General features: G+C 56.7%; 23 protein-coding genes. 6 read left to right on the top strand and 17 right to left on the bottom strand.

Going from position 1 to position 23,033, the window contains the following annotated elements; genetic code table 11:
• Positions 1-112: 112 nt before the first annotated feature.
• Together AC6ROY_RS07785 and mntR are read right to left on the bottom strand one after the other, a co-directional pair.
• Complete coding sequence (locus tag AC6ROY_RS07785) at positions 113-1,129, bottom strand: patatin-like phospholipase family protein (RefSeq protein WP_500099644.1); 1,017 nt, start codon at positions 1,127-1,129, stop codon at positions 113-115.
• 213 nt (positions 1,130-1,342) lie between these two features.
• Positions 1,343-1,768, bottom strand: coding sequence for a transcriptional regulator MntR (mntR, locus tag AC6ROY_RS07780; protein ID WP_500099642.1), 426 nt, complete (start codon positions 1,766-1,768; stop codon positions 1,343-1,345).
• Between the two features lie 187 nt (positions 1,769-1,955).
• Between mntR and splB the strand changes: the two genes are divergently transcribed.
• Positions 1,956-3,020 carry a spore photoproduct lyase gene (gene splB / locus AC6ROY_RS07775; RefSeq protein WP_500099641.1) on the top strand — a complete coding sequence of 355 codons (1,065 nt, stop codon included), beginning with the start codon at positions 1,956-1,958 and terminating at the stop codon, positions 3,018-3,020.
• Positions 3,021-3,025: 5 nt separating this feature from the next.
• Here splB and AC6ROY_RS07770 read toward each other — a convergent pair whose 3' ends face one another.
• From AC6ROY_RS07770 to yidD, 6 genes are all read right to left on the bottom strand, one after another.
• Positions 3,026-3,733, bottom strand: a complete 708-nt coding sequence (locus AC6ROY_RS07770) for a cytochrome c biogenesis CcdA family protein (protein ID WP_500099639.1) — start codon at positions 3,731-3,733, stop codon at positions 3,026-3,028.
• Between the two features lie 65 nt (positions 3,734-3,798).
• Positions 3,799-4,602, bottom strand: coding sequence for a metal ABC transporter permease (locus tag AC6ROY_RS07765; protein ID WP_500099637.1), 804 nt, complete (start codon positions 4,600-4,602; stop codon positions 3,799-3,801).
• A 30-nt stretch (positions 4,603-4,632) separates the two neighbouring features.
• Positions 4,633-5,415 carry a metal ABC transporter ATP-binding protein gene (locus AC6ROY_RS07760; protein ID WP_500099636.1) on the bottom strand — a complete coding sequence of 261 codons (783 nt, stop codon included), beginning with the start codon at positions 5,413-5,415 and terminating at the stop codon, positions 4,633-4,635.
• Positions 5,416-5,448: 33 nt separating this feature from the next.
• Entirely contained in the window at positions 5,449-6,420 is a 972-nt protein-coding gene (locus AC6ROY_RS07755) for a metal ABC transporter substrate-binding protein (protein ID WP_500099635.1), read from the bottom strand.
• 180 nt (positions 6,421-6,600) lie between these two features.
• Positions 6,601-8,625: a methionine--tRNA ligase gene (gene metG, locus AC6ROY_RS07750; protein ID WP_500099634.1), complete on the bottom strand. Its 2,025-nt coding sequence runs from the start codon at positions 8,623-8,625 to the stop codon at positions 6,601-6,603.
• 390 nt (positions 8,626-9,015) lie between these two features.
• A complete protein-coding gene (gene yidD, locus AC6ROY_RS07745; protein WP_500099633.1) occupies positions 9,016-9,225 on the bottom strand; it encodes a membrane protein insertion efficiency factor YidD in 210 nt (69 codons plus the stop codon).
• Positions 9,226-9,656: 431 nt separating this feature from the next.
• Between yidD and AC6ROY_RS07740 the strand changes: the two genes are divergently transcribed.
• Together AC6ROY_RS07740 and AC6ROY_RS07735 are read left to right on the top strand one after the other, a co-directional pair.
• Positions 9,657-10,058, top strand: coding sequence for a hypothetical protein (locus tag AC6ROY_RS07740; RefSeq protein WP_500099632.1), 402 nt, complete (start codon positions 9,657-9,659; stop codon positions 10,056-10,058).
• Complete coding sequence (locus AC6ROY_RS07735; RefSeq protein WP_500099631.1) at positions 10,045-10,512, top strand: type II toxin-antitoxin system VapC family toxin; 468 nt, start codon at positions 10,045-10,047, stop codon at positions 10,510-10,512. Before AC6ROY_RS07740 ends, AC6ROY_RS07735 begins: the two co-directional genes overlap by 14 nt.
• A 178-nt stretch (positions 10,513-10,690) precedes the next feature.
• On the opposite strand, the gene AC6ROY_RS07730 is transcribed toward AC6ROY_RS07735, so the two are convergent.
• The 3 genes from AC6ROY_RS07730 to AC6ROY_RS07720 all read right to left on the bottom strand — a co-directional run bounded on the left by AC6ROY_RS07730 (position 10,691) and on the right by AC6ROY_RS07720 (position 13,575).
• Entirely contained in the window at positions 10,691-11,485 is a 795-nt protein-coding gene (locus AC6ROY_RS07730; RefSeq protein WP_500099629.1) for an ABC transporter ATP-binding protein, read from the bottom strand.
• Positions 11,485-12,414 carry an ABC transporter permease gene (locus AC6ROY_RS07725; protein ID WP_500099628.1) on the bottom strand — a complete coding sequence of 310 codons (930 nt, stop codon included), beginning with the start codon at positions 12,412-12,414 and terminating at the stop codon, positions 11,485-11,487. The genes AC6ROY_RS07730 and AC6ROY_RS07725 overlap by 1 nt, the downstream gene beginning before the upstream one ends.
• A 105-nt stretch (positions 12,415-12,519) precedes the next feature.
• Positions 12,520-13,575 carry an ABC transporter substrate-binding protein gene (locus tag AC6ROY_RS07720; protein ID WP_500099627.1) on the bottom strand — a complete coding sequence of 352 codons (1,056 nt, stop codon included), beginning with the start codon at positions 13,573-13,575 and terminating at the stop codon, positions 12,520-12,522.
• Between the two features lie 178 nt (positions 13,576-13,753).
• Here AC6ROY_RS07720 and AC6ROY_RS07715 point away from each other — a divergent pair, with 178 nt between their 5' ends.
• Entirely contained in the window at positions 13,754-13,936 is a 183-nt protein-coding gene (locus tag AC6ROY_RS07715; protein ID WP_500099626.1) for a hypothetical protein, read from the top strand.
• Between the two features lie 152 nt (positions 13,937-14,088).
• Positions 14,089-15,027, top strand: coding sequence for an MraY family glycosyltransferase (locus AC6ROY_RS07710; RefSeq protein WP_500099875.1), 939 nt, complete (start codon positions 14,089-14,091; stop codon positions 15,025-15,027).
• Positions 15,028-15,193: 166 nt separating this feature from the next.
• Here AC6ROY_RS07710 and AC6ROY_RS07705 read toward each other — a convergent pair whose 3' ends face one another.
• Both AC6ROY_RS07705 and AC6ROY_RS07700 read right to left on the bottom strand, forming a co-directional pair.
• On the bottom strand, positions 15,194-16,327 hold the full coding sequence (locus tag AC6ROY_RS07705; RefSeq protein WP_500099625.1) for an AbrB family transcriptional regulator: 1,134 nt from the start codon (positions 16,325-16,327) through the stop codon (positions 15,194-15,196).
• Positions 16,328-16,333: 6 nt separating this feature from the next.
• A complete protein-coding gene (locus AC6ROY_RS07700) occupies positions 16,334-17,452 on the bottom strand; it encodes an aminopeptidase (protein WP_500099624.1) in 1,119 nt (372 codons plus the stop codon).
• 218 nt (positions 17,453-17,670) lie between these two features.
• Here AC6ROY_RS07700 and AC6ROY_RS07695 point away from each other — a divergent pair, with 218 nt between their 5' ends.
• The gene (locus AC6ROY_RS07695) at positions 17,671-18,705 is read left to right on the top strand and encodes a phosphotransferase (RefSeq protein ID WP_500099623.1); all 1,035 of its coding nucleotides are present in this window, start codon (positions 17,671-17,673) and stop codon (positions 18,703-18,705) included.
• A 183-nt stretch (positions 18,706-18,888) separates the two neighbouring features.
• Here the strand turns inward: AC6ROY_RS07695 and AC6ROY_RS07690 are convergent, their stop codons facing one another.
• Genes AC6ROY_RS07690 through AC6ROY_RS07675 form a run of 4 tightly spaced genes read right to left on the bottom strand, consistent with a single transcriptional unit; the run spans position 18,889 to position 22,978 of the window.
• On the bottom strand, positions 18,889-20,007 hold the full coding sequence (locus tag AC6ROY_RS07690; protein WP_500099622.1) for a GerAB/ArcD/ProY family transporter: 1,119 nt from the start codon (positions 20,005-20,007) through the stop codon (positions 18,889-18,891).
• 45 nt (positions 20,008-20,052) lie between these two features.
• Positions 20,053-20,289, bottom strand: a complete 237-nt coding sequence (locus AC6ROY_RS07685) for a hypothetical protein (protein ID WP_500099621.1) — start codon at positions 20,287-20,289, stop codon at positions 20,053-20,055.
• Positions 20,286-21,485, bottom strand: a complete 1,200-nt coding sequence (locus tag AC6ROY_RS07680; RefSeq protein WP_500099619.1) for a Ger(x)C family spore germination protein — start codon at positions 21,483-21,485, stop codon at positions 20,286-20,288. The genes AC6ROY_RS07685 and AC6ROY_RS07680 overlap by 4 nt, the downstream gene beginning before the upstream one ends.
• Positions 21,482-22,978 carry a spore germination protein gene (locus AC6ROY_RS07675; RefSeq protein WP_500099618.1) on the bottom strand — a complete coding sequence of 499 codons (1,497 nt, stop codon included), beginning with the start codon at positions 22,976-22,978 and terminating at the stop codon, positions 21,482-21,484. Before AC6ROY_RS07675 ends, AC6ROY_RS07680 begins: the two co-directional genes overlap by 4 nt.
• Between the last annotated feature and the right edge of the window lie 55 nt (positions 22,979-23,033).

Genomic DNA, 23,033 nt, shown 5'->3' with positions numbered 1-23,033 from the left:
GCAAGATGCGAAACGAAGGCGCGAGGACAGTTATGGCGGCTGATTTGCTTGGTCTTGCTTTGACACGTACGGCTTGGTTTGGCATGGGTTTGGTCTGCAAGGACTTGCCCGCTTATGCTTTGGGCGGCTGCGGCAGCAGCGGATGCTTGGTTTTGCGCGGCAGCGGCATTCGGCAAATTTGCGTGTAGTATTTATCCTTGTAGTCGTTCACCTTCCAGTTGCAGAAAAATTTATTCGTCGCTTGCATGCCTGCATTGTAAAGCTCTACGCTCTGGGCGGACGTCAAGTCAAAATCGGTAATTCCAACGCCGTGTGTAGGAATTTTGACGGTACGGAACCGGTTGTTTTCCTGGATATAATAATCGTCATGCGCATCAAGCATCGTCGAAAATAAAGCCTTCAGCATCGACAGCGGGCCATATACCGGGTTCGGCTTGGCCGAGCCTCGACCGACGAGCTGAAAGCCGATTGTCGGAATGAGCGACTCGACACTGTCCGGATCGACGTTGTCGAACAGCCAGAGCGGAAAATTGCTCAGCAAGCCGCCGTCGACAATATAAACGAACTGATCGGCGAAGGTTGCGCCGCGCGACCGGACCGCCCTTCGCCTGCGGATAATGACAGGGTCGAAGAAATACGGGATGCTCGTGCTCATCCGCACCGCCTTGGCGACCAGCAGCCGCTTGGGATCAACGCCGTATTGGGCAATATCGTCAGGCAGCACCAGCAGCTTCCGTCCGGAAATATCTGACGCAATGATCCGCAGCTGCTCCGGCCTCAGATCGCCGAACGTGCGAATCCCCTTGGCAAGCAGCAGCTGGTATACCCAATGCTCCAGCGCTTCCCCCGAATACAGCCCCTTCTTGATAAACAGCCGGGCAAGCGGGCCGACCAGCTTGGCATTAAAGATCGGCGCACGCTGCAAAAATGAATGAAATGGCGTGCCTTCGATAATCGCGCGCAATTCGTCCGCTTTGTACCCTGCAGCGACCAACGAAGCGACGATCGCCCCCGACGACGTTCCGGCCACCTGGTGGAAGCCATAACCCAGCTTCTCGACCGCCGAGACGGCTCCGGCGAGCGCAATCCCCTTCACTCCGCCGCCTTGAAACACCGCATTGATGTTCATCCCGCATCCCCTCTTCCCGTTAACCGAGCGATGCCTTACCGTGATGTAAATGTATGAGCGGACGGGATGTCCTTATGTCAAAGACGTACGACCCCATGCAAAAAAGCCCGGACCAGAGGTCCGAGCTTTCCATCCGAACGATGCCGACGAACTGCTATGCCGCGCAATGCTTAAAACGTCGTATGTAGGCCTGACAAAAACGGCTTCGCACATTCAATCGCTTTCCAGCTCAGCCTTGAGCTTCAGCAGCTCCTCGCTGCGGGAAGCGTCGCGCCGGAAATATTCAACGAGCGTTTCGATGCAAGTAATCGAGTCCCAGCTCAGGTGATGCTCGATGCCTTCAACATCCTTGTAAATATTTTCTTCCGACACCCCAATCGTTGTCAGAAACTGTTCCAGCAGATGATGGCGATCCACAAGCCGCTTGCCGACCTTCTGTCCTTTGGTGGTCAGAACAAGCCCGCGATACTTCTCATAGATCAAGTAGTTATCCTTGTCCAGCTTCTGAATCATCTTGGTCACCGAGGACGGATGAACTTCCAATCCTTCGGCAATGTCGGAAACGCGCGCATAGCCTTTCTCGTCGATCAATTTGTAAATTTTCTCCAAATAATCTTCCATACTCGGCGTAGCAGCCATCTCGGTTCCTCCTGGATTCCAAACAAAGGTAGCTTGGGACGTCGCTTATCGGGTACATCCCCGCCCCGTCCTAATTCCCATGTGTGGAATACCGCCAGCCGAAGCAAGCTAATCAGGTCGGAATAAGCGCTACTAACTATATCACAGCCTTCAAGCGTAAAGCAAGCTCTACTCTAGGAGGGATGACATGACGACCGAATTGCTGGCGCCGCCGGCTGCCCGGCAGACGCAGGTATTTGTGCCAGAGCTTGTTTATTTCGAGCCCGACGCTCTGGAATACCCGAAAGGACAACGAATTCATGAATGGGCGCTCCGCGAAGGGCTGCCGATCCGCATAACACCGTCCCATAACCGGATTACGAACTTGCCAGGCGACAGCGAGCTGGAAAAATACCGGATTGCAAAACGAACGCTAGTCGTCGGCATCCGCAAAACGCTTAAATTCGACACCTCCAAGCCGTCGGCGGAATATGCGATTCCGATTGCGACCGGCTGCATGGCGCACTGCCACTACTGCTATTTGCAAACCACGCTGGGCGCGAAGCCCTATATTCGGGTGTATGTCAATACGGATGATATTTTGGCCCAGGCGCAGACGTACATTGACGAGCGCGCTCCGGAGATTACCCGGTTCGAGGCCGCCTGTACGTCCGATCCGGTCGGTCTGGAGCATATTTCAGGCTCGCTGAAGGAATGCATCGAATTTATGGGCAAGCAGCCGCTCGGACGGCTGCGCTTCGTCACGAAGTTTCATCATGTGGAGCCGCTGCTGGACGCGCGACATAACGGACATACCCGATTCCGGTTCAGCATCAACGCGGATTATGTGATCAAGCATTTCGAGCCGGCCACCTCCAGCTTCCAGGAGCGCATTGCCGCTGCGGGCAAGGTCGCCAAGGCCGGTTATCCGCTAGGCTTTATTATCGCGCCAATTATATGGCATGACGGCTGGGAGGACGGCTACGCGGCACTGCTCGGGAAATTAAAAGAGGCGCTCCCTGCGGAAGCGACCTCTGATCTGACCTTTGAGCTGATTCAGCACCGGTTCACGAAAACGGCGAAAAATGTGATCCAGCAGCGTTACCCGAAGTCGAAGCTGGAAATGGATGAAGCGAAGCGGAAATACAAGTGGGGCCGCTGGGGCCAGGGCAAATACGTGTACCCCGATGAGCAGGCCCAGGCGCTGCGGGAATTTATTACCGAACGAATCTTTGAAAGCTTTCCGCAAGCCAGCATCGACTACTTTACGTAAGGCGTTTAACCGATCCAGGCGGGGGTAATGCTTTGCAGCCAGATCGTAATACGGGTCATCTGATCCGTGTACAGCAGCACGGCGATCAGCAGCATGACGCTTCCCCCGACCTTCATCATAGCCGACGAATAGTTCAGAATCCATTTTGTCGAACCGATGAAAAACGCCAGAACGAAAAACGGAATCGCGAAGCCGAGCGAATAGGCGGTTACGAGCGGCAGCCACGAATTCGGCTCACTGGCCGCCAGCACAAGCATCGCCGACAAAATCGGGCCGATACACGGCGACCAGCCTGCGGCAAACCCGATGCCGATCAGCAGCGAGCCGAGATAACCGGCCGGCTTGCTCCGCAGCTGCAGCTTATGCTCGCGCATCAGCCATTGCGGCCTGAACACGCCAAGCAGAAATAAGCCCATCACAAAAATGAAAATCGCCGACAGCTGGCGCAGCAGCTCACGATTGTCAAAAAACAAGGTGGCAAGCGTGCTCGCCCCCAGCCCCAGGCTGTAGAAAATAATACTGAAGCCCAAAATAAAGCATAAGGTGTGCGTGACCAGCTTAAAGCGCACGCCTTCTGCCCGTCCGTCCTTGAGCTGTCCGACCGAAACGCCGGTTATGTACGACAAAAAGGAAGGATACAGCGGCAGCACACAGGGCGAAATAAACGAGATCAGCCCGGCCCACAGCGCGATCCAAATATTTAGCTCCATCATGATCCCCTTTCACGGCTTAACAGCCTTCACAGCTTTCAAGGCTAAGTCCCTGTTGCTTGCAGCAGCTAAGCGCGCAGCCCTCGCTTGATGAACAAAATTGTGACGAGCATCGCGATGAGCATCAGCACAACCGTCGCCCCCGGCGCGAGGTCCCAGATGCCCGCCGAAAGCAGCCCCAGCACAACGGCCAGCTCCGAAAATAAAATCGACCAGAAGATCGACCGCTTGAAGCTGCGGGCGACCAGCAGGCTGCACGCGACCGGAATCGTCAGCAGCGAGGAAACAAGCAGCGCACCGACAATTTTGATCGACACACTGATCACAAGCGCCGTCAGCATCGTAATCATAATGTTGTAGAAACGCAGCGGCAGCCCGCTGACGCCCGCTGCATCCTCATCGAAAAACAACAGAAACATTTCCTTGTAATTGATGGCCACAAATGCGATCACCAGAGCAGCCACCCCGCCGACAACCCACAGGTCGGTATTGTCCAGCGTATAGATGCTGCCGAAAAAATAACTCATCACGTTCATATTAAAGCCGCGGCCCAGCGTAAACAGCAGCGTAGCCAGCGCAACGCCGCCCGACATAATGATCGCAATCGACAGCTCTGCGTACGTTTTATACGCCTTGCGCAGCCGTTCGATGGCAAAGGATGCGACAAGGGCAAACAGCAGGCCGACGCCAATCGGGTAGACGTTGATCAGAAAGCCCAGTGCGACACCGGCAATCGACACATGGGCGAGCGTATCTCCGATCATCGACAGCCGGCGCAGCACAAGAAATACGCCCATCAGCGGCGCGGTAAGCCCGATCAAAATACCTCCGATCAATGCCCGTTGAAAAAAATACTCTGTTACGATATCCAAGTCCAATTCGCTCCCACCTAAAAACTGTTCCTACGTCCAGGCTTCCGCCGTTTCTCGCAGCTGCTGCCTGGAATGGGATAAATCCGTTTCCCGGCAATTTTCCGGCGCATGCGTATGCTTCACGTAGAAGCCCAGCCCTCCGCTGCGCTGCTCCGGCTCCGAGCCAAGGTACGATTGCACCATATCCAGATCATGCGACACCATCATAAACGCAATATGATGATGCTCATGCATATGCCGGATCATGCGAAAAAAACCCGCCTGCGTCTCGGCGTCAATCCCAACGGTCGGCTCGTCCAAAATGAGCAGCTCCGGATTGTTGACGAGCGCCCGCGCGAGGAATACACGCTGCTGCTGGCCGCCGGACAGCTGACCGATCCGCCGGTCGGCCAAATCCTCGATCCGCATCGCATACAGCGCATCATCGACTTTCGTTCGCTGGGCGGCCGTTAATCGGCGAAGCAGCGTCTTTTTGTTGTACAGGCCGGATGTGACCACCTCCCGCACCGTAGCCGGAAACAGCGGGTTCAGGGCGTTTTTCTGCGGTACATACCCGATTCGCTCCCAATCGCGGAACGCGGATAACGGCTGGCCGAACAGGCGGATTTCGCCGCGAGTCGGCTTGAGCAAGCCTACGATCATTTTGAGCAGCGTCGTTTTGCCCGCCCCGTTGGAGCCGACGACGCCGACAAAGTCCCGCTCCAGCACCGAGAAGCTGAGTCCGTTAATAACTGTTTTATTCTCATAAGAAAAAAAGATGTCATCAATCGTTACGATCGGCTGATGACATCCGGAATGAGCGTTCAATTCCATAAGCAAGGCTCCTTACTGAACAAGGTGTCCTTTCTATTTTAACGCTTTTAATAAATTATTCAAATTTTTCTCCATCAGCGATATATAATCCTCGCCCTGGGCCATCTGCTCCTCGGTCAAGCCTTCAATCGGGCTGAGCACCAGCGTTTCCACACCTGCATCCTTCGCCAGCGTTTTCGCCAGCTTATCCGATACCAGCTCCTCAAAGAAAATATAGCGCACATTGTTGTCTTTGACAAACTGCAAAATCGACTTCATATCTTTGGAGGTCGGCTCGGCATCCGGCGACATGCCCATAATCGCCTTTTGCGTCAGACCGTATTCCTTCGCCAGGTAGCCAAACGACTGGTGCGTGACCACAATTTCGTTCTTCGCTGTCCCGGCAAGCTGCGTCTTGTATTGGTTATGCAGCGCGTCAAGCTTGTCGGCGAGCTGCTTGTAGTTTGCTTCGTAGTCAGCCTTATGCGCGGCGTCCTGCTGCACAAGCGCATCCTTGATCGTCAAAGCCATCTGCTTCGCATTGGCGGGCGACAGCCACACATGCGGATCGTTTGAGCCATGCTCATGGCCGTGATCATCCTTCTTCTCTTCCTTGCCGTGGTCATGCTCATCCTCGCCTGCTTCGATCAGCGCAATGCCGTGGCTTGCTTCCACAACCTGCACCTTCGCGTCCTTCTTCATACTGTCGAGCGTATCCTGAACCCAGCCTTCAAAGCCTGCGCCAAGATAAACGAACAGCTCGGCATTCGTCAAATTCTGAATGTCGCGGCTTTTGGGCGACCAGTCATGCGGCTCAACGCCTGCAGGCACCAGATTCATGACGTTCACATGCTCCCCGCCGATTTTCGAGGTCAAGTCGTACAGCGGATAAAAGCTGGTGACAACATTTACTTTGCCCGGCACAAGCGCCGCCTTGGACGAGCCGCAAGCGCTCAGCAGCAGGGCCGCCGCTAAAGCCGTCAGCAGGACGGCTGTGAATCTGCTCTTATGAAAAAAACGTAACATCTGAAAAGTCCCTCCATCGAAGTAAATCGTAATAATTTTCATTTAGTCAGGCTGATTATAAATCCGTCACGGCGCTTTTGTCAATGTTAAAAGTAGATTTTACGAAAAAAAAAAGACATTCTGCTGCTCCAGCAGGTTTTCACCCGCCAAAGCGCACAACGTCTTCGTATGATCTGAGCGTTACTTGACAATCGAGCCGTTCGGCAAATCTTCGGCCACCGTCGCCAGCGTCAGCTGATCGCCGTGGGACGCCGCCAAAATCATCCCCTGCGACAGCTCTCCTCGCAGCTTGACCGGCTTGAGGTTGGTTACGCAGATGACCTTGCGGCCGACCATTTGCTCCGGCGTATAAAACTTCGCAATCCCGGACACCACCTGCCGCTGCTCAAAGCCAAGGTCCAGCTGCAGCTTCAGCAGCTTGTCGGCCTTCTTGACCGGCTCGGCGGCAAGCACTTGCGCTACGCGCAGCTCGACCTTGAAGAAATCGTCGATCGAAATTTCCGGCGCATGCTCTTCCTCCTGCGCGTCGGCCGGAGCCGTCGTTTGCGCGTTCGGCGCGGCCGCTGCCGAGGCGGTTGAAGCAGGCCCTTCCGGCTGCGCTTCAGCCGCACTGCCGCCGCCCATCGAACTGGCGATAAAGGCGATCTCCTTCTCCGCGTCCAGACGCGGGAACATGACCTCGCCCTTGACGACCTGCGTGCCCGCAGGCAGCGTGCCAAACGCATGCACCGTATCCCACGCGGTCAGCTCGCCCGGCGTCAAGCCGAGCTGCGCCCACATCGCGCCTGGCGTGCGGACCATAAACGGCTGCAGCAGCACCGACGCGATCCGCAGCGACTCCGCCAGCACATACAGCACGGAGCCCAGCACCGGACGCTTCGTTTCATCCTTGGCCAGCGCCCATGGCTGCGTTTCGTCAATATATTTATTCGTCCGGCTGACCAATTGCCAGATCGCCGACAGCGCGACGGAAAACTCCAGCTTCTCCATCGCATCCTCAACCTTGGCGACCGAATTCTCCAGCGTGTCCAGCAGCGCTGCGTCAAATTCAGTCGCATCCTGCACATACGGCTGAACAACGCCGCCAAAATATTTGTCAATCATCACAACCGTCCGGCTCAGCAGGTTGCCCAAATCATTCGCCAGGTCGAAGTTAACCCGCTCGACGAAGCTTTCCGGCGTAAACGTGCCATCGGAGCCAAACGGCACCTCGCGCATCAGGTAATAGCGGAGCGCGTCCAGGCCGTAACGGTCGATCAGCGTAACCGGGTCCACGACGTTGCCTTTGGACTTCGACATTTTGCCGTCCTTCATCAGCAGCCAGCCATGGCTGAACACCTTCTTCGGCAGCGGCAAGCCGAGCGCCATCAGCATACACGGCCATATAATCGTATGGAAGCGGACGATTTCCTTGCTCATCAGATGAACATCCGCGGGCCAATACTTCCGGTAGCTGGCATCATCCTGACTGCCGTAGCCAAGCGCTGTAATATAGTTGGACAATGCGTCAATCCAGACATAGATGACATGCTTCGCATTGCCCGGCACCCGGATGCCCCAATCAAAGGTCGTACGCGAAACGGCCAGATCCTCCAGCCCCGGCTTGATGAAATTGTTGATCATCTCGTTGCGGCGCGACTCCGGCTGAATAAAATCAGGCTGCGCCTCGTAAAACTCAACCAGCCTGTCCGCGTATTTGCTTAGCCGGAAGAAATAGCTTTCCTCCTTCACCCATTCGACCGGACGGCCGCAATCGGGGCATTTTCCGTCAACCAGCTTGTTTTCGAGGAAAAACGACTCACACGGCGTACAATACCAGCCTTCGTAATGGCCCAAATAAATGTCGTCCTGCTCCAGCAGCTGCGTAAAAATTTTCTCGACGGCCTGCTTATGGCGCGGCTCGGTCGTACGGATGAAATCGTCATATGAAATCTCCAGCTTGCCCCACAGCTCCTTGATGCCTGCGACGATCTCGTCAACGAACTGCTGCGGCGTCTTGCCTGTCTCCTGCGCTTTGCGTTCGATCTTCTGTCCGTGCTCATCCGTTCCGGTCAAATACCGGACATCATAGCCGCGCAGCCGCTTGTAGCGGGCGAGCACATCCCCGGCCACCGTCGAATACGCATGCCCGATATGCAGCTTGTCGCTCGGATAATAAATCGGCGTCGTAATGTAAAAGCTTGGCTTCGTATTGCTGTTGGACATGTTAAAACCTCCCTTTGAAATTGGCCATCGGCGAAACAACACAGCAAAAAGCACAAAAAAGCCCCCGTCCTCTTGGGACGGGAGCATCGCTCACGTGGTACCACCCAACTTCCCCTGCATCCGGCTTTGCGCTGCCGGCGAAAGGCATCCACAAGCCCAAGCCTGCAAGGCTCAGCGGTCTTAACGACCTTCCAATAACGCTGGAATCGCGATGAAGGCTTACCCGCACGTCTAACCGGTGCGCAGCTTGCCTCCATATCCTCCGGGACCATCTTCGTCCGCCTTCCGCCTGCCGGTTCGCAGCTACCCCGGCTCTCTGTGCGACATCTTGCGAAGTACTCATCCGTTCATGGGATAATAAGCCAAATATAGCGAAAACGGCTCGTGCTGTCAAGGCACGTGATCAATTCCGCCGGGGTGAAACGGATGGCATTTACAAATCCGCTTCACAGCAAGCCAGGAGCCTTTGGCCGCACCGTATTTGTCGAGCGCCTGCAGCGCATAATCCGAGCAGGTCGGATAAAACCGGCAGGTAGGCGGCTTCAGCGGCGACACAAATTTGCGGTAAAACACAACTCCGCCCCGCAGCACTTGCTTCATATTCCTCCAGGCTCCCTCATCCTTCAGCATACATCCTTTCGACTCTCCCCGCAGTACCTGCTCCTAGCTAAACACCCGCACCGCTTCCTTCCATCATGCCCGATCCGGCCCCCGCTGTCAAACCGCTCGCCAGGCTCCGGGCCATCGTCCTGAGCAGGCTTCCAAGCCGCCTGGCAGCGCCCGGTCAGCACAAATCGTCGACACTCGTCGAGGATATCTTGTATATCGGCATGTTTCGTTGTTTAATGAGAAAGGTAAAAGGAAATGCATGCCCGGGTCCGCGATCCGTCTCGACCGTGCATGCTGCGGCGCGACAGCCGCCATCCGATGCATTCCGACTGAAACCGGCCGTCTCTTCCGAATGCTGTGGGAGAGTGTCCAAACACGCAAGACTGTCTCAAATCCAGGTTATGGAGGGTGAAACGAGCCTCATGAATCAATCCAGGGACTTCGTCCAAAACCAATTTAAAAAATGGAAAAGCGCGGCTACCTCATTGATTGCCAACGAAGACGAAGGCAACGAAGCCGCCCAAATTGAGCTGGAGCCGGAATATTACCAAAAATGCCTTCAGCTGGCCGAAGCGCAAAATACGACCGTCTCTGCCGTCGTCCATTACATTCTGGAGCAGCAATTTGCCGTGCGGACAAGCGAGCGCATTTACCAGGCCAGCGTTGAGCAAATTGAGAAAAACCCGCTGCTCGCGCTGGACGGACTGACCGGACGCCGCCATAAACAAGGGGCCCGGGAAAGCCGTGAGCGTGCCGACAGCCGAACGACGCGAGAGCCTCGCGAGGAACGCAGAACGGAGGACTATGATGATGAACGCTCATGATCAAGCTTATCTGGGCCAAGCTGTCTTTCTGGAGCAATCCGCCTGGATGGCGTTCATGAATCCCGAGGACCCTTATTATTTGAAGGCCCGGTCGCTGTTTTTTGACTTGAATGACCTTGACCGTCCGCTTGCAACAACAAACTACGTGATTTTCGAAACGCATCAATGGCTGCGCAATCATTTTGATTATACGGATGCCCAAATTTTCCTCAATACGATTGACAAGGCGATGCAGCAGGGCAACTTGACGATCATCCCCGGCGGCTCCGAGCTGGAGCATGAATCGAAGCGGCTGCTGCTGGACTACCCGGACTACCGGTTTTCGCTGAATGAAGCGCTGACCGCCGTCGTTCTGCTCCACTACCGGATGAAACGCATTTTCACGTTTAATCCGAATTATGCATTTCTATCGCGGCTTGACCGTGAAATCAAAGTTATTCCGAGCGTCGTGTAGCCGATTCAGGCGGATCGGTCAGCCTGGCGAGAGCGCTGCTCCTTGGAGGCCTCCCCCTCAAGGCAACGCCTCGCTCTCCCAGCCTCCGCTTTCCTCGGCTGCTGCCGCGGCTCGCGCGCGATTGCCGCGCTCGCCTCAAGCCAAAGACCTGCCCGGACACATCCGGGCAGGTCTTTGCTTATCCTAACACAACGCGGTCATCGGCAAACTTCGCCCCGCGGATATTTTCAAACTGCTGCAGCAGACCTTCTACGGTCAAGCCCTGCTTGTCCTGCTCCGGCACATCCAGAATGATGCCGCCCTTATCCATCATGATCAGACGATTGCCGAGCCGGATCGCCTGCTCCATGTTGTGCGTCACCATCAGCGTCGTCAGCTTCAGCTCGGCGACAATTTGCTCGGTCAGCGTCGTAATCAGCTCCGCCCGCGCCGGGTCAAGCGCAGCTGTGTGCTCGTCCAGCAGCAAAATACGCGGCTCCGTAAACGTCGCCATCAGCAGGCTGAGCGCCTGGCGCTCGCCGCCGGACAGCAGGCCGACCTTGGCGTTCAGCCGGTCCTCCAGTCCGATGCCGAGCCGGCTGAGCTGCTCGCGAAACCATTTCCGCTTGGCGGAGGTTACGCCGATCGACAGTCCTCGGGTCCGACCGCGCTTGTACGCCATCGCCAGATTTTCCTGAATCGTCATCGTCGGCGCGGTACCTGCCATCGGGTCCTGGAAAACACGCCCAATCCAGGCGCTGCGGCGGTATTCCGGAAGGCTGTCCACCTGCTTGCCGTCGATCCATACCCGGCCGAGGTCCGGCGTCATCACCCCGGAGATCAGGTTCATCAGCGTCGATTTTCCCGCGCCGTTGCTGCCGATTACCGTAATGAAATCCGCTTCCTTCAGATGCAGGCTGATGCCTGACAGCGCCACCTTTTCATCCGGCGTTCCGGGATTAAACAGCTTGGATACATGCTCAATACGAAGCATCAGCGCTTCACCTCCTGGGCCGGGTTCGAGCCGCGCGCCTGCAGCTCCTCCGCTCTGCGCCGGATAACGGCCTTCTGCCGCAGCGTCTTGCGCACCATCGGCAGCGTCAGTGCGATGATGACGATCAGCGCGGTCATCAGCTTCATATCGGTCGGCTCCAGACCGACACGCAGCGCCAGCGCAACGATAACCCGGTACACGATAGCCCCGAGCACGACTGCAAGCGTCGCCCGGATGACCGTGCGCGCGCCGAACAGCGCTTCGCCGATAATGACGGACGCCAGACCGATCACGATCATCCCGACACCCATCGTAATTTCCGTAAATGCGGAATATTGCGCGATCAGTGCGCCCGACAACGCCACCAATCCGTTGGACAAGCTGACGCCGACGATAATCGTGTTGTCCGTATTCACTCCAAAGCTGCGGATCATCCGCGGATTGTCGCCGGTCGCACGCAGCGCCAGGCCGATATCCGTATGCAGAAACCAGTCCAGTCCCAGCTTGACCAGCACGATCAGAATCGGCATGACAAGCCACACCTTCACGTCCGTCAGCACCGTATCCATGCCGAGCAGCGGAATGTTGGATTTTCCCATAATACGCAAATTAATCGAATACAACGCGATCATCATTAAAATACCGGACAGCAGCGCGTTGATTTTGCCCTTCGTATGCAGCAGTCCCGTGCACGCTCCGGCGACCAGTCCGCCGCCAAAGGCTGCAATGCTCGCCAGCAGCGGCGATTGCCCGGCTGTAATCATCACGGCGGCAATCGCCGCGCCAGTCGTGAAGCTGCCGTCGACGGTCAAGTCCGGAAAGTCCAAAATCCGGAACGTTAAGTAAACCCCAAGCGCCATAATGGCGTACAGCGTGCCCAGCTCCCAGGAGCCTGCCAGCGCCGTTCCTATTGCAGCGAATGCCGACATCAAGCCTCGTCCCCTTATCGTGAAAGAAGCGGGAGCAGCCTCTCTCCGCTTGCAAGAGAAGCCGCCCCCGCTCCGATCCAAATGTATGCTCTGCAGCTGCGGCAGTTACTTGGCAGCGTTCAGCAGGTTCGCTTTATCTTGCATTTTAGCCTTCATCCCGTCCGTAATTTCAACGCCCTGGGCTTTCGCTGCGCTGGCGTTCATAATCAGATCAAGCTTGTCCGGGTAGCTGACCTTCAGATCGCCCGGCTTGGCGCCTTTCAAAATCTCGACAGCCATTTTTCCAGCCTGGTAGCCGTGATCATAATACTTGAAGCCGTACGTCGCCAGCGCGCCCTTCTCTACGGTATCGCGATCGCTGGAGAAAAACGGCAGCTTCTTGTCATTGGCTACCTTGATAATGGACTCCACCCCGCTGACAACCGTGTTGTCCAGCGTAATAAACAGCGCATCAGCGCGTCCGACCAGTGATTCCGCCGCCTGCTTCACCTCGGAAGCGTTGGTGACGGATGCCTTGACGAGCTTGATGTTATGCTTCGCCAGCGCCGTTTCGGCATTTTTCACCATAAAGGCCGCATTCGGCTCGCCTTCGTTGACGACTACGCCGACCGTCTTCACCTTGGGAAACTCGCTGGCAATAAAGTCCATCAGCTTTGGCGTCGCATCAGGGTGCGTATCGGCCGCTCCCGTTACATTGCCGCCCGGCTTGTCCAGCTGCGGAACCAGCTTCGCGCTGACCGGATCGGTCACCGCTCCGAACAGCACCGGCGCATCCTTCACATTTTGCACCACAGCCTGGGCCGAAGGCGTCGCGATTGCAAAGACGAGATCCTTCTTGTCAGCGGCGAACTTCTGGCCGATCGTCAGGTTCGTCGTCGAATCGCCCTGCGCATTCTGGTAATCGACCTGCATCGTGTCTTTGTCGATGTAGCCGCCGTCCTTCAGCGCTGCGAGAAAGCCTTCGCGAGTCGCATTCAGCGACGGATGCTCCACGATTTGGGAAATGCCGATTTTGACGACTTTTTTGGTCGCCGGAGCCGGAGTCGCTCCCCCGGACGTTCCGCCAGCCGCGCTGCCGGACTCGGGCGCTTTCGCTCCACAGGCCGATAATACGAGCGGCACCGCTACGAGCAAGGATAAAAGCTTAAATGATTTTTTCAATGTACAGTCCCCCTATTTTTCATAACAACAGCGGCGTTGACACAATATAGTAATCATAGTATGCACATTCCTATCCGTCAATAAAGAACATGGGTTATTGAGAACGTGGTATAATACGGGCACTCAGATCCGTCCTGCTCCCGTTGACTCCGCGGATCACACTACAGGAGGCCCTGCCATGAAGCTCGCCGTTTTCATCGTGCTGCTGCTGCTTTACCCGTTGTTTCTCCGCTTGATCCATATCTGGGACATCCGGGCGATCCCGATTATTTTGCCGTATGCGCTTGCTTCCTTGTCGATTATCGTGCTGGGGGCGGAAATCGGCTCGTTTTTCGTCCGTAAATGGAAGGGGCAATCTTAACGGCTTGGATGTGGCTGACGAATTCTGACGCAAACCTGATAATGCCGTCACGTCATGGCGACGCGACGCGCAATCATGCTATACTTGTTAAAGATTGTAAATCTAGTTTCGATAGGCTGGAGGAGATCCCCATTTTGTATGTGGCTGCCTTTATGGTCTCATTTGTTATCGTCCTGCTGCTGATCCCTCCGCTGCGCAAGCTGGCGTTCCGCATTGATTTTGTGGACAAGCCGAAGCCGGACATTGAGCGTAAAATTCACCGCGACCCGATTCCGCTGACGGCCGGGCTTGCGATTTTTGCAGGCATCGCCATTGCGTATGCGATATTTATTCCGCTGCAAGGCAACGGCTCGCTCGCCCTGCTGCTGGCTTCGCTGCTCATTCTCGGCGTCGGTCTGGTCGATGACTGGTACAAAACGCGCGGCAAGGAGCTGGCCGCCTGGCCCAAGCTGATCATCCAGCTGTCGGCTGCGGTGATCGTCTATCAATCGGGCGTCGTCTTCTACGGGTTCAACAACCCGTTCACCGGGCAGGATGTGCTGCTGCCGGTATGGCTGCAATTTGCGCTTACGGTCACATGGATTTTCGGCGTGACGACGGTCATTAACTTCACGGACGGCATGGATGGACTCGCCGGCGGCTTGTCGGCCATTTCTGCGGTTACGCTGTTTATCGTCGCGCTGGCCAAGGGCCAGTCCGATTCGGCAATGATGGCGATCATTTTGGTCGGCGCCGCTGTCGCTTACCTGCGTTATAACAAGCCGCCTGCCAATGTGTTCATGGGCGATGCGGGCGCCACGCTGTTCGGCTTCCTGCTGGCGGTCGTCGCACTGGACGGCGCCTTCAAGGGCGCAACCGTGCTGTCGCTGAGCATCCCGATTCTCGCGCTTGGCGTGCCGATCTTCGACAACCTGTTTGTCGTGTTCAAGCGGCTGCGCGCGGGCAAGCCGATTTATCAGGCGGATGCGACCCAGGCGCATTACCGGCTGCTGCGCAGCGGCTTGAACCCGAAGCAGGTCGTCATGTTTTTATGTCTGGTCAATGCGTGCTTCAGCATGGCTTCGATCATTTTGCTGTTGTTAAATGTGTAGTTGACCATGGGATCGGGTGCCAGATAGCCCGGACAAATCGACTGTGCGCTCCTCATCCCTCATCATGCGGAGTGACACATTCGCGGGGTGTTGCAGCTGTGCGCGCCTTCTCGTACTCACACAGCGTTAAAAGCCTTGGTGCGATTGCACCAAGGCTTTTTGGGCGTCAGCCCCCGCCTGCCTGCGGAGGCTGCCTCCGCTTGCGGAACATCCAGCGAATCAGATAAGGTACGAGGAATAAAACAAATAAAATGCGAAACATCTGATAGGCGACGACCATCGACACGTCGGCATGGATCAGCGTCGCCGTTATGCCCATTTCGGTCATCCCGCCGGGCGCAGTGCTCAGGAACGCTGTCGCCAGCCCGATCGGCTGCACGAAACTGAAGCTGTAGGCCAGCAGGAAGCAAAAGCCAACTACCGCTGCGCTGCTAACAAGCGAAAGCGGCAGCAAGCGCCGCCAGGAGCCAAGCGACTGCGGGCGAACTCCCGCCCCCAGGTAGACGCCGAGACTCCATTGCGCGGCCAGACCGGCCAAATGCGGCAAATGCGGCGGCTCCCAGCCGCCGACCGTCAAAGCCGCAAGCAGTAGCAGCGGCCCCATGAACCACGCCGTCGGCATCCGCAGCCTGCTGGCTGCCCATCCGGCGACGGCCGCGCCGCCAAGCGCCAGCAGCCCTTTCAGCCACCCGGCTGCAGCCCAGAAGGGAGCATGGCCCGCCTCAGCGGCCCCGCTTGCGAGCGGCGCAACCGCAGCTGCCATGGGAGCCGAATCGCCCCCCACCGAGCCAGCCAGGCCATGTACGGCCAGAAACGGGACAATAAATACGACCGACAACAGCCGAACCGTCTGCATGAAAATGACGACCGACTGATTTGAACCGGGGATTTCTTCCCCCAGCACCACCATCTGCGACAGCCCGCCTGGGATATTGCCGACAATGCTGCTCGCCAGCGTAATGCCGGTTGCTTTGGCAATGATGACCGCCATCAGAAGGCTGAACCCGATCGTCAGCACCGTTGCGCCCAGCATCAGGGGAAGCTGACTGGCGATCTGCCGCAAGCTTTCCGCCGTCACTGCCAGTCCCAGTCCGTAGCCGAGAACCAGCAAGCCGCTGTCCCGCAGCGGCATCGGCCAGACAACCCGCCGTTTAAGCAGCACCTGCCACAGCAGCGTCGCCGTCAGCGGTCCAAGCGTCCAGGCCAGCGGCACCTGCAGCAGCGCAAACAAAACGCCGCCGGCCCAGGTAACCGCAGCCGTTTCCAGAAAGCTCCGCCATCCGTTACGTTCGGCGTCCATCGCTCGTTACTTCAAGTTTTCCGGATTCAGCGGTTCCAGGTCAGCGACTACAAACCGACCGTCCTTGCGCACCAGTTCTCCGTCGAAGTAAATCGCCCCGCCTCCGTATTCCGGCCGCTGAATCATCACCATATCCCAATGCACCGCAGAGCGGTTTGTGTTGTCCGCTTCCTCATAGGCATTGCCCGGCGTAAAGTGGATGCTGCCGTCAATTTTCTCGTCGAACAAAATATCTTTCATCGGCTTTTGAATATAGGGATTAACGCCGATCGCAAATTCTCCGATAAAACGCGCGCCTTCATCCGTATCGAGAATGTCATTCAGCTTCTTCGTATCGTTGCTGGTCGCTTCGACAATTTTGCCGTTTTCAAAACGAAGCTTGATGTTTTCGAAGGAAATGCCCTGGTAAATCGTCGGGGCATTGTAAGCAATCACGCCGTTAACGGAGTCCTTCACCGGGGCGGTAAACACCTCGCCGTCCGGAATGTTGAGCTGGCCTGCGCATTTGATCGCCGGAATGCCCTCGATCGAAAAGGTCAAATCCGTCTCTCCCGGACCAAGCAGCCGCACCTCCTTCGTCCGCTGCATCCGCGCCACCAGTGCATCCATCGCGGCTGACATTTTGCTGTAGTCCAAATTGCATACCTCGAAGTAAAAGTCCTCAAACGCTTCGGTGCTCGTGTTCGCCAGCTGCGCCATCGAGGCGTTTGGATAACGCATGATGCACCACTTCGTATGATCTACCCGCCATTGCATCACCGGGCGCTGGTACAGCTTCGTGTACAAGCTCATTTTGTCCGCAGGCACGTCCGACGTTTCGGTAATGTTATCCCCGCTGCGCACCGCCAAGTAAGCGTGCATCTTTTTCATCCGGTTCAGCTCCAGCTCGGCCAGCTGGATGTACATGTCCTCCGTGCCGCCCAGCATCAAGCTCCGCGTCACTTCGGGATGACGGAATTCGACAAACGGATGTCCTCCGGCCGCATACACCTCTTCAATTAGACACTTGGTCAATTCCTGGTCCGACAAGCCGATCATTTCGATTAATACATTTTCTCCCGGCTGCAAGTTAATTGAGTATTTCACCAGGTTTTGGGCAAATTGCTTGAGTCTTGGATCACGCATGAGATTCGCTCCTTTTAGCGACGGTTTATGGAAAGTCTATCCTTATACTGTAGCGCTTTTGCACGGAAAGTTCAAACCGGAGGCAGGCGCTGCGTCTGCTGCGATTGCCCTGCGTGCCCCGGCTACTTTATGATAGGATAGGAACCAGCGTGCTTTGCCTGCTTACCGCTACACGAAAACTGAATGCTCACGATAAGCCGATCAAACAGGAGATACCTATGAAAACAAACGAAGAACAGCTTGCACGGCTGCTGGCCGCGCTGCTCCCTGAACAAACGTATACATTCCGCTCCGGACCAAGCGGCATGAATAATACGACCCAGCTCGTCGAGGCGGATGGACACCGGTATGTGCTGCGCATCTATGAAACGCATCAGGATGTCTCCAAGGTAACCTTCGAGCTACATGTGCTTGAACGGCTGCAGCAGCTTAAGCTGCCGTTCCATACGCCGCAGCCGGTTTACGTCCGCAGCGGCGAGCCGTTTGCCCGCACGGAGGACGGCAAGCTGGCTGTCCTCTTCCGTTATCTGGACGGCGACCGTCCCGCCCTGCCTGTTCCGCAAGGCTCGCTTAGTCTGGGACGTACAACCGCGCTGCTCGTCACGGCCCTGCAGCAGCTGGATGCCGATCCCAGCCCTGCCTATCCGCCCTACTACGAGCTGGAGCTGGCGTCGGATGTTTACTCACTTGATGATGCGCTGCGCTTTTGCGCAGAACCGCCCGCTCCATTCGACGAGCAGGCTGAGGCGCTGAGGCTGATCGGACCTTGGCTGGCCGCTTACCGCGGCCGCCTTCCGCTGCTGAAATCGCTGCCGCATCAGCTCATTCACGGCGACCTGAACCGCACGAACCTGCTTGGCGATGCGGACGGGGCGATTACCGCCGTCCTTGATTTTGAATTCGTTACCCTCGACCTGCGCGTGATGGAGCCCGCGGTTGCGTTGTCTGACCTGATCTTCGGCGGCTGCGAGGAGGACGAGCTGTGGGCGGCGGTCGAAGCATTCCTGCACGGCTACGCCGAAGTAGCCCTGTTGACCGGCCCGGAGGCGGCCGCGCTCCCCTTGCTGATCCAGCTGCGCCGTGTTGATGTGTTTCTGCATTTTCTGTACCGTTATTGGGACGGCGTCGATCCGGCCGATATCGTCAGCCGGCAAATTCAGGCCGCCAGCGACAGCTTGGCCTGGTTCCGTCAGCATGGCGAGCGGCTGGGCGAGCTATGCGCCCGTTATGCCGCTGCGCCGCCCAAGGGCTGAGCAACGGCTGGCTCCCAGCAGCCGGGTACATGGTCCAGCCGCAAGCGCCTGCCCCTGCGCGATACCCTGCACAGCAGAGCAATCGCCGCAAGCTACAGACAGCGGAGAGGACAGGGAAGCTGGAAAACGATGCGTCCGCTTTTACACAGCGTTCCAAAACAAACCAACAGCCGCCCCTCCGCTTCAGGAGCCGCCGGGCGGCTGTTTGCGGCGCAACCGACGCCTGATCGAAGCGGCGCCCACGATCAGCAGCATCGGCAAGATGCCGCCGAACACATTCATCAGCGGCCACATCCCCGTTACCATGTGCGTAAATTCAGCTTCATTGTCGAACATAATCAGGCTTAGCACAAAAATGGACATCGCAATCACCAGCACTAGCAGCCGATTGTTGCGAAGCCTGGTCAGTTGGCTGATACCCTGATTAAGTACAAACAACGCAATTGTCACCTTCATGTAGGAGCCGATTATCAGCGAGATGCCGATGACCGACTCGACGCGCTCTACAAAATCGGCGATGTTGATAAGTCGGGCGATTTGAAACAACGAATATTTCAGCTCAGCGGCCAGCGGCCCGAACGCCATCAGCGTACAAACGGTAGACATCGTCAGCAGCAGTAAATTAAATCCGTACGCACCCAGCATCTGCCTGCGCAGCTGGATGACCTCCTGCCGCCGGGTATACGTCAGCAGCATCGCAAAGACAACAACCTCCGCATACGGAAAGCCAAATGTGAAATACGCCCCCTGCAGGACTGGCTTCCAGCCGCCTGGCAGCAAGGGCAGCAGGCTGCTCGGATGATAATGCGGAACGGACAGCAAAAGCACCGAGACCGCGAAAACAATGAGAACGATCAGCAGCAGGGTGAACATTCGGCACATCACTTCAATGCCGGCCCTCACCGTCAACGCGCTTGTAATCAGGGTCAGCAGGTTAAACACATAATTAGGCGTTTCCGGCATCATGGTTAGGGTGAAAAATCCGCCAATATCAATGGTAATCAATGTGATCATCACAAATAAGTACACCAGAAAAGGCAGCGCAAGCACGGTCGCGACAATTGTGCCGAATGACTGCCTTCCTTGTTCAATCCATGTCCGGTCCGGAGTACGGCTGTGTATAGCGAGCATTAACAGCAGCAGCAGCATGCCGCACAAACCGGACATCAGCAGCGAAATCCAGGCTCCCTGCTTGGCGAACCCCAGAGAGGTGCTCGGCACGTTAATAATGGACGACCCCGTCAGAAACGCGAGGAACAGCGCCGTCATTTGCTTGGAGCTGACTATTTCCTTCCTCGACACGGGCTCGCCTCCCTTCAGACAATGTCCTTCCATGCCGTGCCTCGCTCAAGACTCAAACCAGTTGACGATCCGCCGGGTCGGCTGCTGCAGCAGCATATCCAGCAGTGCGCTTACATTCGGCCAGTCTGCATCCAGCACAAAAATCGCGCTAAAATAGCAATAGACGAGGAAGCAAGCCGCATACAGCCATCGTTCAACGAGACTGCTCCGTTTCAGCTGACGGCTATCGCAGAAAGCAAGCACCGCCAGACTACACATCATCACCAGCGCTCGCTCCATCATTTCAGCACGCCTCCCGCTTCCTTGGAGGCTGCCGGGAGCATCCCTGATGCATTCATCCCTGTAGACGTCACGTGAACCTGCACTGCAACCTCCACGGGCAGCGCAGCAAACCGGTTGTCCCAGTTCGGCTTGATTTGCTTCCACAACGCAGGATGCTGACGGGAGATCGTATTGCCGATATCCAGCACGTCCAGCTTGCGCTTCTGCAGCATCGCTACCGTAGCCCGCAAGCCTTGCTCCACATACTCGCTCATCCGCGCCTCAAAGGCCCGCTCATCCGCGACATCCTTTAATTTGCTGCAGTGCAGCTCCCCGACCGAGCCACGCAGCACCAGCTCATAACGCACGCGGATGTCCTCCCCATTCACATCCACCTTCATGCTGGAATTCATCTGGCGGGCTTCAAAAGCTTCCTTCAGCGGCATGCCTCCTGCGGAGCCTGGAGTTGACGGACACGGCGCGTCAAGTATGCCGTTGCGGTACATATGATTGAGCAAAATGACATTTTCCGTATCAGCCGGCGGCAGCGTCGGCTTTTGCAGCCTGTCGTTTTTGATGACGGCGAGTCCGGCGACAATAGGCAGCTTTGATCTTTCGCCGATTACGACGACGGGCAGCAGCGCCGTCCGGGTTTCGCTTTTCTGCTGCATATTCAGTTCAAGCAAGGTAGTGGAGATTGCCTTCCCGGTATAGGCAAATGAGGTCCGCTCCATCTCCCGCAGCTGCTGGCCCATCGTATTTTCGATCAACGGCTTCAGCTCCAGCAGGTCGCGGGCCGCCCCCTTGGCGATGAGCACCGAAATCGTGCCGCGCGGTTCATGGTCGCGGGAGAAATAATCAAGCAGCCCCTGCATACTGTTGGCCTGAGCGGCGTCTTCGCTGATCAAAATCGCCCGCATATGGCTCCACTGGGCCTTCCGGCCAAGATGCAGCGTAATATCGCGAACCGCGTCAAACACGGATACGCCCTGCGTTCGGATATTGAAGGAGGATGACCTGGACGATGACTGGTCCATCGTTGCTGCTCCGGCGGGCTTGTATAAATGAGTCACCAGGTCAATGCGCCCGCCCTCCGTCAAATCTATGGCCACAGCCTGCACGAACCCCCGCTCCGGCAGCTCCAGCTTGCTCCAGCAGCCGGAGAGCGGCAGCAAGGCAAGCAAGCTGAGCAGACTGACGCAACGCCGCAGGCTCATGGGGAGTTCCCCCCTCGCTGCGGCCCGGAAACCCGCCGATGCAGATGCTTATTGCGCGGCGACCGAAACAGCAGCTTGAGCGGATAACGGATAAACACATCGCGCAGCTGCCGCACCTCCAGCGGAGCCAGCCCGCTTAAATACGGCTGTCCAAGCGATCTCAAGCTGGTCAGATGCAGCAAGGTCAGCAAAAAGCCGATCATCAGGCCAAAGCCGCCCAGCGTCGCCGCGCCGATCATCAGCGGGAACCGAAGAATCCGCAGCGTAACGGCGAGATTGTACTGCGGAATGGCAAAAGACGCGATACCGGTTGCGGCCACCACAATAACCATGATCGGCGATGCAATTCTCGCTTGAATGGCCGCCTGGCCGATGACCAGCGCCCCAACGATGCTGACCGCCGAGCCAACCGGCTTGGGCAGCCGCACCCCCGCCTCCCGCAGCAGCTCGAAAAAAAACTCCATCACAAACGCTTCAATAAATGCTGGAAACGGTATACCTTCCCGCGTATCCAGAATCGCGAGCAGCAGTACCGTAGGCAGCAGCTCCGGGTGAAAGGTGGAGAAGGCGATATAGATGCTGGGCAGCGTCAGCGCCAAAGTAAACGCCCCAATCCGCAGCAGCCGGATCAGGGAGCCGTGCAGCGTCCGCTGGTAATAATCCTCTGACGTGCTGAAAAATTCGACAAACAAAGCTGGGCCAATCATGATCGAAGGCGAGCCCTGGGCCATAACGATAATTTTACCGTCCAGCAGCGCCGACACAGCCACATCAGGCCGCTCGGTAAACCGGTATTGCGGAAACGGCGTAAACGTCGAATCCTCGATCAGCTCCTCCAGATAGGAGGTCTCCAAAATATCGCAATCCATGCTCCGCTCCAGCCGCTGCCGGAATTCCGTCAGTGTCTCCGGGTTGACGGCCCCGTCCAGGTAGCCGTAGACCAGCATATTGCCGCAATTTTTCCCCGTCCGCACCAGCCTCATTTTAAACAGCGGGTTGCGCAGTCGGCTGCGCAGCAGACCCATATTCGTTTCCATATGCTCGATCGCGCCCTCGCGCGGACCGATCACAGACGGCTCATTAATCGGCTCAGTGATTTGCCTTGTTTGCAGACTATATGTCTTGTAAGCAATCGCTCCGGCCCATGTATCGAAGAAAAGCACAACATGCCCAGCCGTCACTTGCTCTACGGCGGCGTCCATCTGATGCAGCACGATCGCCTTTTGATCCGCCGTTCCCTGGCCTTCAAAGAAACGGATCACCTCGCTCGCCTGCAGCGACGGCTTGTCCTGCGGCTGTTGGGCAACGATGCCTTGGATCACTTCATGCATGTAGCTGAAATCCGTATCCTTCACCATCGAGGAGAAATAAACGGCGAGAGCTTTCTCTGTCAATGCTTCGCCGTAGCTCCACGGCTGCAGGATCAAGTCGTCGCAGTCGACGAACAGAGACTGCAGCCGATCCCGGTTATCGGACAGCTTGGGTGAAATCATCGCGTTTGCTCCTTTCCCGAAGATGAGGGGACATACGTTGTATGATTTACCATTC

The sequence above is a fragment of the Paenibacillus sp. sg306046 genome (genome assembly GCF_059821225.1).
This window is presented reverse-complemented; position numbering and strand designations above follow the sequence as displayed.

What these genes read in the sequence shown, in the direction of transcription:
- AC6ROY_RS07785 (WP_500099644.1), bottom strand. Translation starts at nt 1,129, where the DNA reads ATGAACATCAATGCGGTGTTTCAAGGCGGCGGAGTGAAGGGGATTGCG.
- mntR (WP_500099642.1), bottom strand. Translation starts at nt 1,768, where the DNA reads ATGGCTGCTACGCCGAGTATGGAAGATTATTTGGAGAAAATTTACAAA.
- splB (WP_500099641.1), top strand. Translation starts at nt 1,956, where the DNA reads ATGACGACCGAATTGCTGGCGCCGCCGGCTGCCCGGCAGACGCAGGTA.
- AC6ROY_RS07770 (WP_500099639.1), bottom strand. Translation starts at nt 3,733, where the DNA reads ATGATGGAGCTAAATATTTGGATCGCGCTGTGGGCCGGGCTGATCTCG.
- AC6ROY_RS07760 (WP_500099636.1), bottom strand. Translation starts at nt 5,415, where the DNA reads ATGGAATTGAACGCTCATTCCGGATGTCATCAGCCGATCGTAACGATT.
- AC6ROY_RS07755 (WP_500099635.1), bottom strand. Translation starts at nt 6,420, where the DNA reads ATGTTACGTTTTTTTCATAAGAGCAGATTCACAGCCGTCCTGCTGACG.
- metG (WP_500099634.1), bottom strand. Translation starts at nt 8,625, where the DNA reads ATGTCCAACAGCAATACGAAGCCAAGCTTTTACATTACGACGCCGATT.
- yidD (WP_500099633.1), bottom strand. Translation starts at nt 9,225, where the DNA reads ATGAAGCAAGTGCTGCGGGGCGGAGTTGTGTTTTACCGCAAATTTGTG.
- AC6ROY_RS07740 (WP_500099632.1), top strand. Translation starts at nt 9,657, where the DNA reads ATGAATCAATCCAGGGACTTCGTCCAAAACCAATTTAAAAAATGGAAA.
- AC6ROY_RS07735 (WP_500099631.1), top strand. Translation starts at nt 10,045, where the DNA reads ATGAACGCTCATGATCAAGCTTATCTGGGCCAAGCTGTCTTTCTGGAG.
- AC6ROY_RS07730 (WP_500099629.1), bottom strand. Translation starts at nt 11,485, where the DNA reads ATGCTTCGTATTGAGCATGTATCCAAGCTGTTTAATCCCGGAACGCCG.
- AC6ROY_RS07725 (WP_500099628.1), bottom strand. Translation starts at nt 12,414, where the DNA reads ATGTCGGCATTCGCTGCAATAGGAACGGCGCTGGCAGGCTCCTGGGAG.
- AC6ROY_RS07715 (WP_500099626.1), top strand. Translation starts at nt 13,754, where the DNA reads ATGAAGCTCGCCGTTTTCATCGTGCTGCTGCTGCTTTACCCGTTGTTT.
- AC6ROY_RS07710 (WP_500099875.1), top strand. Translation starts at nt 14,089, where the DNA reads ATGGTCTCATTTGTTATCGTCCTGCTGCTGATCCCTCCGCTGCGCAAG.
- AC6ROY_RS07705 (WP_500099625.1), bottom strand. Translation starts at nt 16,327, where the DNA reads ATGGACGCCGAACGTAACGGATGGCGGAGCTTTCTGGAAACGGCTGCG.
- AC6ROY_RS07700 (WP_500099624.1), bottom strand. Translation starts at nt 17,452, where the DNA reads ATGCGTGATCCAAGACTCAAGCAATTTGCCCAAAACCTGGTGAAATAC.
- AC6ROY_RS07695 (WP_500099623.1), top strand. Translation starts at nt 17,671, where the DNA reads ATGAAAACAAACGAAGAACAGCTTGCACGGCTGCTGGCCGCGCTGCTC.
- AC6ROY_RS07685 (WP_500099621.1), bottom strand. Translation starts at nt 20,289, where the DNA reads ATGATGGAGCGAGCGCTGGTGATGATGTGTAGTCTGGCGGTGCTTGCT.
- AC6ROY_RS07680 (WP_500099619.1), bottom strand. Translation starts at nt 21,485, where the DNA reads ATGAGCCTGCGGCGTTGCGTCAGTCTGCTCAGCTTGCTTGCCTTGCTG.
- AC6ROY_RS07675 (WP_500099618.1), bottom strand. Translation starts at nt 22,978, where the DNA reads ATGATTTCACCCAAGCTGTCCGATAACCGGGATCGGCTGCAGTCTCTG.